This is a genomic window from Pedobacter sp., assembly GCF_040513095.1.
Taxonomy (GTDB): domain Bacteria; phylum Bacteroidota; class Bacteroidia; order Sphingobacteriales; family Sphingobacteriaceae; genus Pedobacter.
Map to the genome: position 1 here is coordinate 41253 of NZ_JBEVDX010000017.1, position 13835 is coordinate 55087.

Here is a 13835-nt window from a genome sequence, read left to right on the forward strand (position 1 = left end):
TTTTATAGTTTAATAAACTCCGGTTACTTTCCACCACATGCCACCAAGGCCCATCCATATCACTAATAAAGCAACTCCGACAATAAGCCCCATGATCCACCATTTTTTAACATCTACGTACCCGCTGCCAAAATAAACTGGCGCCGGTCCATGTGCATAATGGGTTATTGTTCCATAGAGTGAGCCCGTAAAACCAAGCATTAGAGCAAGTAATAGTGGTGGTACTCCCATCGCTACACCCACCGCTAATAATGCTGCATACATGGCTGCTACGTGTGCAGTGGCACTGGCAAAAAGGTAATGGCTTAAGAAGTAAACAGTGACGATGATTGGAAAGGCGATTGACCAGGATAAGCCCAACAGCTGTAGCTGGATCAGTTTTCCAAACCATGGAATAAAGCCCAGTTCATTTAATGACCCTGCCATCATCACCAGCGTAGCAAACCACACAATAGTATCCCATGCCCCTTTCTCTGATTTAATATCTTCCCAGGTAAGTACCTGTGTTAGCAACAGGATCGTTAAACCTATGAAAGCGGTGGTAGTAGCGTCTATTTTAAACAGATCTCCTGTTATCCAGAGTACCAGCAGAATCACAAAAGCCATCAGCATTAACCATTCGTTTTTGGTTACACTGCCCATCTCTTTTAGCTTTTCAATGGCCATTGCGGGTGCTTCTGTTGTTTTCTTCAGTTCAGGAGGAAATATTTTATACAAGAGATATGGTATAATAATCATAGAGGCGAGGCCGGGAACTATTGCCGCATAAAACCAGGACATCCAGCTGATATGGATTCCGAGATCAGCAGCAAATTTCTGACACATTGGGTTACTGGCCGTCCCGGTTAAAAACATTGCAGAAGCAATCAGGTTCATGTAATAACTATTCAATGTTAAATATGAGCCCACTTTGCGGTGCGTTTCCGGTTTATCCGGCATAGAGCCCAAACTCATCGACATGGATTTCATGATGGGGTAGATAATTCCACCTCCCCTTGCTGTATTGCTTGGTATAGCCGGAGCTAAAATCAGATCCGCAGCTCCAAGGCTATAGGCTAAACCCAATGAACTTTTACCAAAAAATTTAATAAAAATATAAGCAATCCTACTCCCAAGGCCGGTTTTAATGAAGCCACGTGCGATAAAGAAACTGATACCAATCAGCCAGATTACTTTGTCGCCAAAGCTGCGCAGGGCGAGTGTAATAGACTTGGCTGGATTTCCGGGGGCGAGTACGCCTGTAAGCGCAACCAATGCGATAGCCATCATACACAGCGTACCCATACTTGCGGCTTTGAGGATTATACCGATGATTGTGGCTAAAAAGATTGCCAGTAAATGCCAGGCTTCTGGTTTAACCCCTGCCGGAGCTGGAATAAACCAAATGATCAGCCCTATAGCCACGGTGATCAGCAGCGGTATCAATTGAATTTCTTTGGGCGTGGTCACTTTTACAGCGGCCAGTTCTGGAGTGGTTTTCATATTTTTAAGGAGGTTATAAACGTGATTGTACCTGAATGACGAATTGTTCATTGTTATATTGAGTTGTTCCACTCACATTCCTTTTGTACCTGTCGATATTAATTCCGAACTGGATACGGGCATTGTAAGATTTCAGGAACTCTGCACTGAGCATAGGTGTAAATGTTCTCCTGGGATTTTTAGTGTGTCTGAAATCGTTATCAAAGTTCTCGTAGCGGCAGGAGAACTCTAATGAACTAAGGCGGTGGTAATTGATCGCATAACGCAGGTTTGGCAGAAGGTAAAAACCACGCATCTGATAGCCACTTACTTCCCCTACCCGCTTCGCCGTATCCAGGCCATAGTAAAAGGTATGGTTATTCCCTTGTTTAGCTTCCGTTTCTACTTCGAGAGACCATTTTTCACAGATGGGTATAACACCAGATATATCAACTCCTGCAGCGTAGACCTGACTCCCTGAGACTAATCCCAAACCACCATTTAAGCCCAATTTGATATTTAATTTCTGTACCAGGCCAAACTCAACCCTGCTTGAAAAATGTTTGCCATTATCATTATCCATGGCTTTATTCCTATTGTTTCCATTCACAACAGAAACCTCATATTTTATAGGTACAGCACCTTTAAAATCACCAAACACACTCGCTCCTATCTGAAAGCTTTGCCATCCATTGTTTCCAAAAGCAGTGTATTGATTAGAATAGTCCAGTGATTTAATGACGTCAACCGGGTACATGTTCTCAAGACCGAAGGCTGGTCGAAACTGACCCATTTTAAAGTGGAAGTACTGGTTTAGGCGGTAAGTGATAAAAGCATTCTCCAATACTTTATTGGCCGGGTCACTTTTGAAGTCTGCCAGATTCAACAGGAGATTTACCTCTGTACGGTCAGATATTTTTGACGCAAACTGAAGCCGTACCCGTTTAAGATCAAAATCATTGTAAATCGCCTTACCATCTGTATGATGAAGACCATTCAGATCTACATTTTTATTTGCGCTGAAAACATACCGGGCTTGAAAAAGACCCTTAATGGTTATCTTCACCTTTTGTGTAGAATCAGGTAGCGGCGTTACCTCTTGTCCTTTGATAATCAAAGTACATAAGAGTGCGGGGACTAAAAAGATAAAAAGTTTGTTCATTGAGGGAGTCGTTGATCAACCGGTCCGGCTGCATTGTTGACTACCCAAAGATGAACCATTGAAATGGTGCAACTCGTGTTTCTGATCACCTCAAATAATGACGAAGATCACGCACATCAGTATTTTGAAGCTTGGAGAATCATGGTTATGAAATTTGTTTCCTAATCCTCATATATATATTCTTCCAATCGAAACAATCAGGACCTGACGATTGTTGCAAAATCCAAAACCTCAATTCTATTATCGAAATGGCCAAACGTATATTGATTATAGAGGATGACCCGGATATTCTGGATATACTCGACATTGTTTTCCAGGATGAGGGATATGACATAATTTCCAGTCAGAACGGTATGTCTGCAAATGAAATCGGATTGCTTCATCCAGATCTGATACTGTTGGATGTCCGCATAAGAGGGTTTGAAAAAACCGGGGCGCAACTTTGTGAAGAACTTAAAGCTCTGACACTTACAAACGACCTGCCGGTATTGCTTCTGTCAGCTGAATCAAATCTCGATCATATTGCCAGCAGATGCGGAGCGGATGGGCATATCGCCAAACCATTCGACATCGACGGCTTAGTTAGCAAAGTATTTGAAATGATAAACTAATACATTACAATGAGCGAAAAGAACCGGTCTGAGGTCCAGAATATGAGTTTCAATGAAGATAAGCTGAAAGCATTTTTCATTGGGCATTTAGATAAGATTTATTGTGCCAAAGTACATTTGATCACCAGATTACCTCAGCTGCTGGAACTTGCTCATTTTAGAGATTTAAGGGCAGCTCTTATTGAGACCATCAAGCATGTTGAGCAGGAAATATCCAGAATGGAGCTCATTTACGGGATCCTTGATTCCAACTATTCGGACTGCAATACCAGGGGGCTTAAAGGTTTAGTTGAAGATGCATTTACTGCCATTCAGGAACAGGGAAAGGATATGGAACTCAGAGACCTTTCTATACTTTTCTACCTGCAAAACATAGAAAGTGTTGAGATGTCATCATTTCAAATCCTGCAAATGGCTGCTGTGAAGTTGAAAGATAAACAGATAGCAAGCCTGCTTAAAACAAATTATGAAGAAGCAAAAGCAGATCGGACGCTTTTCCTTTTAATTGCGAGCAAGTATATTACTGCAGAGGCATAATCAAACAAAGAAAGCCTTCGAGCTATCTATGGAACCCAGCCCGGTATATATTGCATGTACTCAAGCATAGGGTAATCACCCATATCACAGTCTGTAAATGCCTTCCGTAATTGCTGTCGGTTTTCCAAGGAGTCTTTGATCCATATATTTAAATCACTAGTGAAACGTTGATATCCATGTAAGTTCGTTGCGTAACCACCAACCATAATATATTGAAAGTTTAAGATGAGTTGATAACTACTTCCCAATACAGAATTTGCTAAAGATATTCTCCAGCAAGTCATCCGTAGTGACTTTCCCGGTGATTTCGCCAAGATAATACAGCGCCTGCTTAATATCCGTAGCTAAAAAATCTGAAGTTACAGGATTAATCAAACCTTCAGAAACGCTGTGAAGCGATTCCTGGGTTCTCCTTAAAGCTTCCACATGCCTGATATTCGTGACAAGTGTATGGCTTTCAGAAAGCTTATCCCCTACTACAGCATCATAAAGCAATTCTTTCAGGCTTTCGATGCCAATATTCTCCTTCGCAGAGATCGAAACAAACTGGATATCTAAAGGAAGATCAAGTTCTTTGATCCTGTCAGTATAAGTTAAATCCATTTTGTTGGCAACGGCAACAAATACAAACCCCGGTCTGTATAAACTATTGATATCCTCATGGATTTCGCGGGCAGTCATATTTACCACATCAAACAGATAAACAAGAACCGCAGCGTGACTGATCTTCTGCATGGTTTTCTCCACTCCTATTGCTTCAATCGTATCTGTAGCTTCGCGTATGCCCGCCGTATCAATTAAACGGAAGTTGATACCGTTGATATTCAAAACTTCCTCTATCGTATCTCTTGTGGTTCCAGCGATCTCACTTACAATCGCACGGTCTTCATTCAGCAAAGCATTAAGCAATGTAGATTTACCTGCATTTGGACGTCCCGCAATTACAGTATTGATCCCTTCTTTGATAACATTTCCCAGTTCAAAAGAACGGATCAATTTATTCAATACAATAGTGATCTTGTTGATCAGTTCCTGCAATTGGTCCCTATTAGCAAACTCAACATCCTCCTCAGAGAAGTCAAGTTCCAGCTCAATCATCGAAGCAAAGTGAATCAGCTGCTCTCGTAAAACATTAAGCTCCGTGCTAAATCCTCCGCGCAGCTGGTTCATCGCCACACTATGCGCTGCCTGAGAATCTGAAGAGATCAGATCCGCAACAGCTTCGGCCTGCGAAAGGTCCATTGCCCCATTCAGGAAAGCTCTTAATGTAAATTCTCCGGGTTTCGCAGCGGAAGCCCCTTTTTTGATCAGCAGATTGATAATCTGATGAATGATATAATTTGAACCATGGCAGGAGATTTCAACCACGTTTTCTTTGGTGTACGACTTAGGCCCTACAAACAAACTCACAACCACTTCGTCTATCACAATATCCCCATCCTTGATCAATCCAAAATGCAGGGTATGTGTAGGTTGTGCCAGCAGATCTTTGCCGCTGAAAACAGAATTGGTGATGGTAATAGCATCTTTTCCGGATAGGCGGATCACTCCTATGGCACCCGATCCGGGCGGAGTTGACAAGGCTACTATTGTTTCATCTGTGATCATGATAATGTGTATATGTGTAAGAATGTGCAAATCTACCCAAACATTTGCATGCTTTGCATAGTTAAATATGGAAACTTAATACAATAACATTAGAATTACAAAATGAAGGAATTGCCATTAACCGTTAAAAGGTCTTTAGAATTACTGGGTTTACTACTTGTTGGCACCGTGATGGTGATCGGAAGCGACATTATCATGCCCGTAATTATGGCTTTCTTTATCAGCATAATGCTGCTCCCTATTTACCGCTGGCTAAGAAAAATTAAACTACCGGAAGCAGTGGCAATTGTGCTGCCTATTCTGATTGTATTCATATTTGTAGGACTGATTGTATGGTTTTTCTCTGCTCAGGTCGGTAGCCTGGTGAAGGATTTCCCGCAAATCAAGGCCAATGTTTCCAAACACCTGCAGGCCCTGAGTAGCTGGGTGAGCAAGGTAAGCCATTACTCCACAAAAGAACAACTGGATTTTATAAATAAAAAAAGTAATGACCTGCTGGCTATGGCCGGTGGAATGGCAAGTGGTGCCGCAGTAACGCTAAGCTCTGTATTTGTCTTTGTAGGCTTGCTGCCCATATATATTTACCTTATCCTTTTTTATAAAGATATTCTGCTAAGGTTCACATTCATGTGGTTCAAGACAGACGACCATCCTAAAGTGAAAGATGCAATCTATGAAACAGAAACGATCATTAAGAGCTACCTGGTGGGTTTATTAATCCAGGTGACTTACATGACTGTCCTGCTGGGTGGAATATTATTGCTTCTGGGGATCAAACATGCTTTACTTATAGGAGTAATATTCGCAATCCTCAATTTAATACCATACGTAGGAGCATTACTTGGAAATATTATTGGCGTAATGCTCACCTTAACTGCTTCTACAACCCTAGGGCCCGTAGTTACCGTACTTGCTGTAATTGCCGGCGTTCAGTTTCTGGATAACAATATTCTGATGCCAAGAATAGTAGGATCTAAAGTAAAGATAAATGCCCTGATGTCAATCTTAGGCGTTATCGTTGGCGGAAGCATAGCAGGCGTATCAGGTATGTTTCTCTCCATGCCAATAATCGCAGTACTTAAAGTGATCTTCGACAGAACAGAAATGTTCAAACAATGGGGTGTTCTGTTCGGCGATGAAAGGCCAACTAAAAGCCCGATGAAGTTCCCAAGTTTCAGAAGAAAAGGCAGTGTAGAAACTACTGCGGGCGTTGACAAAGGCTAATTGCCCTATACGCCCTGCAAAGCTATGTTCTTACCACGCTATACGCCTCGCCAAGCTACACGCCTTGCCAAGCTATGCTCTTACCACGCTATACGCCTCGCCAAGCTATACACCTAGTCAGGCTATGCTCCATGCCAGGCTAACCGCCCAGTTTGTACAAACCCTGTGGATAAAAAAAAAGCTCCTTTGTCTTCGATGCCTTCTGCCGTAATTCAGCGGCAGGCAGCATCGAAGACAAAGGAGCTTTTTTTACCCTGTGTAATTACATCCTTTCAGGAACTTCGATACCCAAAATCCGCATTCCCTCTTTCAGCACATTCGCAGTAACCCAGCTCAAATTCAACCTGTGTTGTTTCATCTGCTCATCTTCCTCCTTCACAATAGGCGGAATCTCATGGTAAAATTTATTAAACATCTTAGCCACCTCATAAATATAATTGGCCAAACTCGCGGGACTAAAAGTCCTGGCAGCAGCAGCAATCTCCGAAGGATATTTCGCCAATAAGATAATCATCTCCAGTTCAGTAGCAGATAAATCCAGAAGATTATCCACTTTTACTCCAGCAGTAAAGCCAGCTTTGCTCAACAGAGATTTAATCCTCGCATGGGTATACTGAATAAAAGGACCAGTATTTCCCTGAAAATCAATCGACTCAGCAGGATCAAATAACAAACGCTTCTTAGGTTCAACCTTCAACAGGAAATACTTCAGCGCGCCCATACCTATCTTATAATACAAACTTTCTTTCTCTTCCTCACTGAAGTTATCAACTTTACCCAAAGCTTCAGTCTTCTGCTTTGCGGTAGCAACCATCTCAGCGATCAGGTCATCAGCGTCAACTACCGTACCCTCGCGTGATTTCATCTTGCCACTCGGCAGATCTACCATTCCATAAGATAAATGATACAAACCTTTGGCCCAGCTTTTACCGAGCTTATCAAGAATAAGGAACAGAACCTTAAAATGATAATCCTGTTCGTTACCCACAACATAAATAGACTCATCCATAGAGAAATCATCATATTTCATTTGTGCAGTACCCAAATCCTGAGTTATATATACAGAAGTACCGTCGGCCCTTAATACAAGCTTCTGATCTAAACCGTCATCAGTGAGGTCAATCCACACAGAGCCATCTTCTTTTTTAAAGAAGACACCCTTTTCAAGACCTTCATCAACAGTATCCTTTCCTAATAAGTAGGTATTACTTTCATAGTAATACTTATCGAAATCTACACCCAGGTTTTTATAGGTCACTGCAAAGCCCTCGTAAACCCAGCCGTTCATTGTTCTCCAGAGTGAAATAACTGCTTCATCGCCATTTTCCCAGGCCAGTAACATTGCCTGTGCTTCCCTGATTAACGGTGCATTTTTCTTGGCTTCGTCTTCGGTTTGTCCCGTAAGCTTAAGCGCCTCAATCTCCTTTTTGTATTCCTTATCAAAAATCACATAGTATTTACCAACCAGGTGATCGCCTTTGAGACCAGAACTTTCGGGAGTTTCTTCATTCCCCCATTTCTGCCAGGCCAGCATTGACTTACAGATATGTATACCCCTGTCATTAACAAGGTTTACTTTATATACTTCAGAACCATTGGCTTTCAGTAACTCAGACACCGAATAGCCCAATAAGTTATTCCTCACGTGGCCCAGGTGAAGCGGTTTATTGGTATTTGGCGAAGAATATTCTACCATTACCTTTTTACCATTGGAGGGGATCTGGCCAAAATCAGGTGTAAGCAGCTCTGATTGGAACAGTTCCATCCAGTATGAATTGGTAATGCTCAGATTTAAGAAGCCTTTTACAACATTGAAAGCAGTAACTACTTCCAGATTGGCAACAAGGTATTCACCGAGATCGTTTGCAGTCTGCTCCGGCGATTTCTTAGAGAAACGTACAAATGGAAAAACTACTATAGTTGCCTGCCCCTCAAACTCTTTACGCGTATCCTGTATACTGATCAGGCTCTCTTCAACATCTTGATTATAGAGTTGCTTGAGGCCTTTCACTACTTCCGTAATAATAAAATCCATGGCCAAAAATAACCAAATAAGCAATAATGAGCGAATATTATATTTTAAAAAAATATTGGATAGCTTTGCTCAACCATAAACTGAGTATGACCGAATATAAAGAAAATTTCAAAGTAAAAGTAAGTACGGAAATTGGCCGGCTGCGCAAGCTGCTGATCCACAGTCCGGACAGTGGTTTGGGGAAAGTTGTTCCTTCAAAGGCGCAGGACTGGCTTTTCGAAGATATCGTACACCTTGATACCATCCGCAAAGACGAATACGATTACTATGTGAAACTCCTGATGTACTTTCTTGATCCTGCAAAAATCAAGGGTAAACTTGCTGAAATTGACAGCGAAGAAGCAAACAGGAAATTCTTTAAACCCGATCATCCCGACTTCCACGGCTCCCTGGCTGTGATAGAAATACAAAACCTGCTTTCAGATATCCTGAAAGATCCCCCGATAAAGAAAAAACTGACCGCATCTGTATGTGCTATTGAAGGATGCACTTATAAGTTGCAGTTACAACTGATTGATACTGATCCTGCGGAACTGGCAAAGATCTTTATCTCCGGTAGCATGGACGATGACCTGATGATCTTTGCCCCTATCCCCAACCTGATCTTTACAAGAGATGTGGGGATTACCATCAACAGCCATATCCTGCTGAATAAACCGGCAAAGAAAGCCCGGAGCAGGGAAACTCTACTGATGCGTTATATCTTTTTTAACCATCCCCTCTTTGCTGCTTACAACGATCATATCCTGGAAATTCCGGATGCCGCACAACACTTCCTCCGCCCGGGCGAGGAAGAAGAACACCGTACTACCCTGGAAGGTGGCGATGTAATGATGGTGAGTGATAACCACGTGCTGATCGGCTGCAGCGAAAGGACTTCTGCCTATGGGGCAAATGAAGCGATTAAATTGCTGTTTGATAATAATGTAGTAAACAAAGTGACAGTGGTGAAGATCCCTAATAAACGGGACTTTATGCATATCGACACGGTATTCACACAGGTAAAGCGTAATGTATGGACCCTGCTGAGATCCATCTCCGGAAACCAGGTAAGTGCTCCTGCAGAGCCGATCAATTACCTGATTGAATCAGATACAAAAGATGTAACGGAGATTATCCAGTTCAGCAAAAATCAGGAGAAACCGGTTACATTTAATAGCATAGAAGCTTTGCTGAATGATATCAGTAAGAACGAACTGGGCAGTACCGGAGAAACACAGTTCATTTACAGCGGCAATGGCACTTTCCCTTATGATGCACGTGAGCAATGGACAGATTCATGCAACCTTCTGGCTATTAAGGAAGGTGTGGTGCTGGGATACGACCGTAATGACAAAACAATTGAAGCTTTTAAAAGCAACGGTTTTAATGTTGTTCATGTGAAAGACCTCATCCAGGAACTGGAAAGCGGTCAAACTACTGCAGACGATATTGCCGATACGCTGATACTGATGCCTTCGGCAGAACTTTCCAGAGCAAGAGGTGGCTTCCACTGCATGAGCCTGCCGCTGCTGAGAGATGAATTGTAACCTGATACAAGAGAAAATGCAAACAACCAATCAATTATTGATGATCCGCCCGGTGGACTTCAAATTCAATGAACAAACGGCAGAAAACAATAAATTTCAGCAGGCTTCTGCGGAGGGAAACGTACAGGCTGAGGCATTGAAAGAATTCGATTGTTTTGTGGGCCTGTTAAGGACCAACAAAATAGATGTGACTGTAATCGATGATACACTTGAACCTGCAACACCGGATTCCATCTTTCCCAATAACTGGATCTCTTTTCATGAGGGTGCACAGGTTTTCCTGTACCCGATGTTTTCTGAAAACCGCAGACTGGAACGCCGTGACGATATCATTTTTAAGCTCAATGATGAATTCAGGATCGGAAAAGTAACTGACATATCTTTCCATGAAGATCAGCTCATTTATCTGGAAGGCACGGGATCGATGGTGTTGGACCGGGTAAACAAAATTGCATATGCATGTCTTTCTGTAAGAACTGATGAAAAGGTACTGGCAGATTTCTGCTCACGCTCAGGTTATCAGGCTGTGACCTTCCATGCAACAGATACTGAGGGCTTCCCAGTTTACCATACCAATGTGATGATGTGCATTGCCGACCGCTTCGCAGTGATCTGCCTTGAGGCTATTCCCTATCAGGCAGAAAAGGAAATGGTAGTACAACAATTGAGCAGCAACGGACACGCGATTATTGAAATCAGCCTGAATCAGATGAACCATTTTGCAGGAAACATGCTGCAGGTACAGAACACTGATGGAGAAAAACTTTTGCTGATGTCCGAACAAGCTTATTTATCACTGAATACCAGTCAGATACAAAAACTGGAAACCTACAACAGAATCATCCATTCGCCTCTCTACACCATCGAAAAAAATGGCGGGGGAAGCGCCAGGTGCATGCTGGCAGAGATCCACCTTGAAAAAAAATAAATACTACCTGTACGTGACAGTATTTTGATTTATTAAAGCTGTTTCTCAATTTAAAATTACATTTTTGCAAAAAATATTTTACCATAAATGCAGAGTTACTCCGAATTTCTTGATCTAAGTGTTGGCTTTCCGCAGGAAGGCTACAGCGTTATAGATGACGAATTGTATTTTCAAGACCTCAACCTTATGGAAATGATTGAAACCTATGGTACGCCATTACGTTTCACTTATCTTCCGATGATCAGCAAAAAGATCCAGCAGGCAAAACTGCTGTTTCAAACAGCCATCATCAAGAATAACTACCGCGGTGATTACAAGTATTGCTATTGCACAAAAAGCTCCCACTTCAAACATATCGTTGAAGAAGCTTTAAAAAATGGCATTCACCTTGAAACTTCTTCGGCCTTTGACATGCCAATGATTGAGGCTCTAGAGAAAAAAGGTTCCCTTACAAAGGATATCACCGTAATCTGCAATGGTTTTAAAACCTACCAGTATAAACAGTATATCATTGATATGCTGCATGACGGTTACAAGAATATTATTCCGGTACTGGACAACAAAGAGGAATTTAACCTTTTTGATGATGAGGTAGAAATGGATACACCCTGCAACCTGGGTATCCGGATCGCCGCCGAGGAACAACCTGATTCACAATTTTATACTTCCCGTTTAGGTGTACGTATGGAAGATGTAATCGATTTCTATAACAATAAGATCTCTGCCAATCCAAATTTCAGGGTTAAATTACTGCACTTCTTTATCAATTCTGGTATCACGGATTCCCCATATTACTGGAACGAGCTGGAGAAATACGTAACGCTGTACTGCAAATTCAAAAAGATCAATCCAGAACTGGATACTTTGGATATTGGTGGCGGTATGCCTTTCAAAGATTCACTGGTATTCGATTTCGACTATGAGTACATGGTTAACGAGATCGTTAAACGTATCAAGGAAATCTGTGCTGAGCACGATGTGGTAGAACCGGATATCATTACGGAATTTGGTAAATATACAGTTGCAGAAGCATCTGGTATCCTGTACAAGGTATTAGGACGTAAACAACAGAACGACCGTGAAAAATGGCTGATGCTGGATGGTTCATTCATCACCAACCTGCCGGATGTTTGGGCATTGAACCAAAAATACATCCTGCTGCCAATCAATAACTGGGATGCAGAATATGAAAGGGTCAACCTTGGAGGGATAACCTGTGACGGACAGGATTATTACAACCAGGAAGCGCATATGAACTCTGTGTTTATGCCAAAGACCCGTAAAGTGCAATATCTGGGTTTCTTTAATACAGGTGCATATCAGGAAGTACTAAGCGGTTACGGTGGAATTCACCATTGCTTGTTGCCAAGTCCTAAACATGTAATTATTCGCAGAAACCGCGATGAGACATTTAACTTTGAGGTTTTCGGAGAAGAACAGAACAGTAAACAGGTACTTAAAATTCTGGGTTACACCTAGAAATGCCTAACCTATAAATCCGAGAGGGAGTCCGTTTGATAACGAGCTCCCTTTTTTAATACGGCACATTGTAATGCGTATAAGTTGTAAAGCCCAGGAAACAGATATCCGGAATACCATATGGTGGCGCAGTATTCCTCAAGCTTTGCGTGTTAGTGGTATGGTAATATCTGTTAGCTACTTCCACACCGGGATAAATAGCCGCACCCGAACAGATTTTGCAGGTGATCTGGTTATTGTAAGCCCTTCTCATGTAATCATACCCTGCGCTGAGCCGGTTTGAATTGGCAGTGTAAATAGAGTTATCTCCCTGAATACGGGCAATCTCTGCTGCGTAGGAAAGGCCTGTAAGGCTATATTGAAAATGGTGACAGTCTCCCCTGCTGCAAAGCTCAACTACAGTTCCATCTGCGGTGATGACCAGCGGAAGAACAGCCTTGATGATATCCACACCGTTCTGGTATACGGTCTGGCTGTTTAAATAAACGCCGATGGCCATTTTTGCATAACCGGCAGATACATCCCAGTTGTTGTTGAAGCCCACTTCTGGAATATGATTGATGTAATTATTCATCAGGTTATTGAGGAAGCTTTCAAACTGCGATTGCTGCGCCGAAGGCCATCCCGCCCCCTGACCTTTAATAGTGTAGTAACGGATAATTTCTGCAGCAGCTACAAAACCCGGTGCTGCCCATGCCGCTTCGAGATAAGTCTGCCGGAACTCTGTAGGCGAGCCGTTAGGCTGATTAATTACATCGAAGCTTTGGAAATGGCTGGCCCAGCCGTCAAGTATATTCCTTGCCTGCACAGCATATTTAGCATCTCCGGTTCGGGCCCAGCGCAATGCGATTGCATAAGCCAGGATTGCATCTCCCTTCAACCGTGCTTCAGTTGGCGTATTAAAATTTGCCTGTGCATGCACCACCGCGGGGAAGCTGCCGGGCAAAGGATTGCTGTTGATATAAGCCAGTACTGTATTGTTATAGTCGGCAAAGCGACTGGAGGCACTATTGCCAGCCTCAGTCCTGATAAAATCTAAGGAGGCCGCAGTATTTAGCACCGCCGGATGAATAAAGGTTACAACTCTTTCAACTTGAGCTTGAGCTGTTCCGCCGGAATATAAAGCCATCAGTATACAAACAACGCTAAGGCAGGAAAATTTATTTTTCTTCATTTCTTCAGGTTTGGATATCTGGTTATGATTTTTGCAAAATCATCAACAAAACTACGAAGAAATCAGCGAAACAACCTATAGTGCTAA

Annotated in this window: 11 protein-coding genes; 6 read left to right on the top strand and 5 right to left on the bottom strand. The window is 42.3% G+C overall.

The window, feature by feature from the left end:
• Positions 1-9: 9 nt before the first annotated feature.
• Positions 10-1482, bottom strand: a complete 1473-nt coding sequence (locus tag ABWY16_RS02770; RefSeq protein WP_353903125.1) for an anion permease — start codon at positions 1480-1482, stop codon at positions 10-12.
• 13 nt (positions 1483-1495) lie between these two features.
• On the bottom strand, positions 1496-2623 hold the full coding sequence (locus tag ABWY16_RS02775; RefSeq protein WP_353903126.1) for a porin: 1128 nt from the start codon (positions 2621-2623) through the stop codon (positions 1496-1498).
• 248 nt (positions 2624-2871) lie between these two features.
• Here ABWY16_RS02775 and ABWY16_RS02780 point away from each other — a divergent pair, with 248 nt between their 5' ends.
• Together ABWY16_RS02780 and ABWY16_RS02785 are read left to right on the top strand one after the other, a co-directional pair.
• Positions 2872-3234, top strand: coding sequence for a response regulator (locus tag ABWY16_RS02780; RefSeq protein ID WP_353903127.1), 363 nt, complete (start codon positions 2872-2874; stop codon positions 3232-3234).
• 9 nt (positions 3235-3243) lie between these two features.
• Positions 3244-3771, top strand: a complete 528-nt coding sequence (locus tag ABWY16_RS02785) for a DUF892 family protein (protein WP_353903128.1) — start codon at positions 3244-3246, stop codon at positions 3769-3771.
• Between the two features lie 237 nt (positions 3772-4008).
• On the opposite strand, the gene mnmE is transcribed toward ABWY16_RS02785, so the two are convergent.
• Complete coding sequence (gene mnmE / locus ABWY16_RS02790; RefSeq protein ID WP_353903129.1) at positions 4009-5379, bottom strand: tRNA uridine-5-carboxymethylaminomethyl(34) synthesis GTPase MnmE; 1371 nt, start codon at positions 5377-5379, stop codon at positions 4009-4011.
• 102 nt (positions 5380-5481) lie between these two features.
• On the opposite strand from mnmE, the gene ABWY16_RS02795 reads away from it, so the two are divergent.
• Positions 5482-6603, top strand: a complete 1122-nt coding sequence (locus ABWY16_RS02795; protein ID WP_353903130.1) for an AI-2E family transporter — start codon at positions 5482-5484, stop codon at positions 6601-6603.
• Between the two features lie 262 nt (positions 6604-6865).
• Here ABWY16_RS02795 and argS read toward each other — a convergent pair whose 3' ends face one another.
• Positions 6866-8638 (bottom strand): arginine--tRNA ligase, encoded by a 1773-nt coding sequence (gene argS / locus ABWY16_RS02800; protein ID WP_353903131.1) that lies wholly within the window; start codon positions 8636-8638, stop codon positions 6866-6868.
• A gap of 86 nt (positions 8639-8724) precedes the next feature.
• Here argS and ABWY16_RS02805 point away from each other — a divergent pair, with 86 nt between their 5' ends.
• From ABWY16_RS02805 to ABWY16_RS02815, 3 genes are all read left to right on the top strand, one after another.
• Positions 8725-10167, top strand: coding sequence for an arginine deiminase family protein (locus ABWY16_RS02805; RefSeq protein ID WP_353903132.1), 1443 nt, complete (start codon positions 8725-8727; stop codon positions 10165-10167).
• Between the two features lie 16 nt (positions 10168-10183).
• Positions 10184-11095 carry a citrulline utilization hydrolase CtlX gene (ctlX, locus tag ABWY16_RS02810; protein ID WP_353903133.1) on the top strand — a complete coding sequence of 304 codons (912 nt, stop codon included), beginning with the start codon at positions 10184-10186 and terminating at the stop codon, positions 11093-11095.
• 87 nt (positions 11096-11182) lie between these two features.
• The gene (locus ABWY16_RS02815; RefSeq protein WP_142527089.1) at positions 11183-12574 is read left to right on the top strand and encodes an arginine decarboxylase; all 1392 of its coding nucleotides are present in this window, start codon (positions 11183-11185) and stop codon (positions 12572-12574) included.
• A gap of 55 nt (positions 12575-12629) precedes the next feature.
• Here ABWY16_RS02815 and ABWY16_RS02820 read toward each other — a convergent pair whose 3' ends face one another.
• Positions 12630-13748 (bottom strand): alginate lyase family protein, encoded by a 1119-nt coding sequence (locus ABWY16_RS02820; protein WP_353903134.1) that lies wholly within the window; start codon positions 13746-13748, stop codon positions 12630-12632.
• Between the last annotated feature and the right edge of the window lie 87 nt (positions 13749-13835).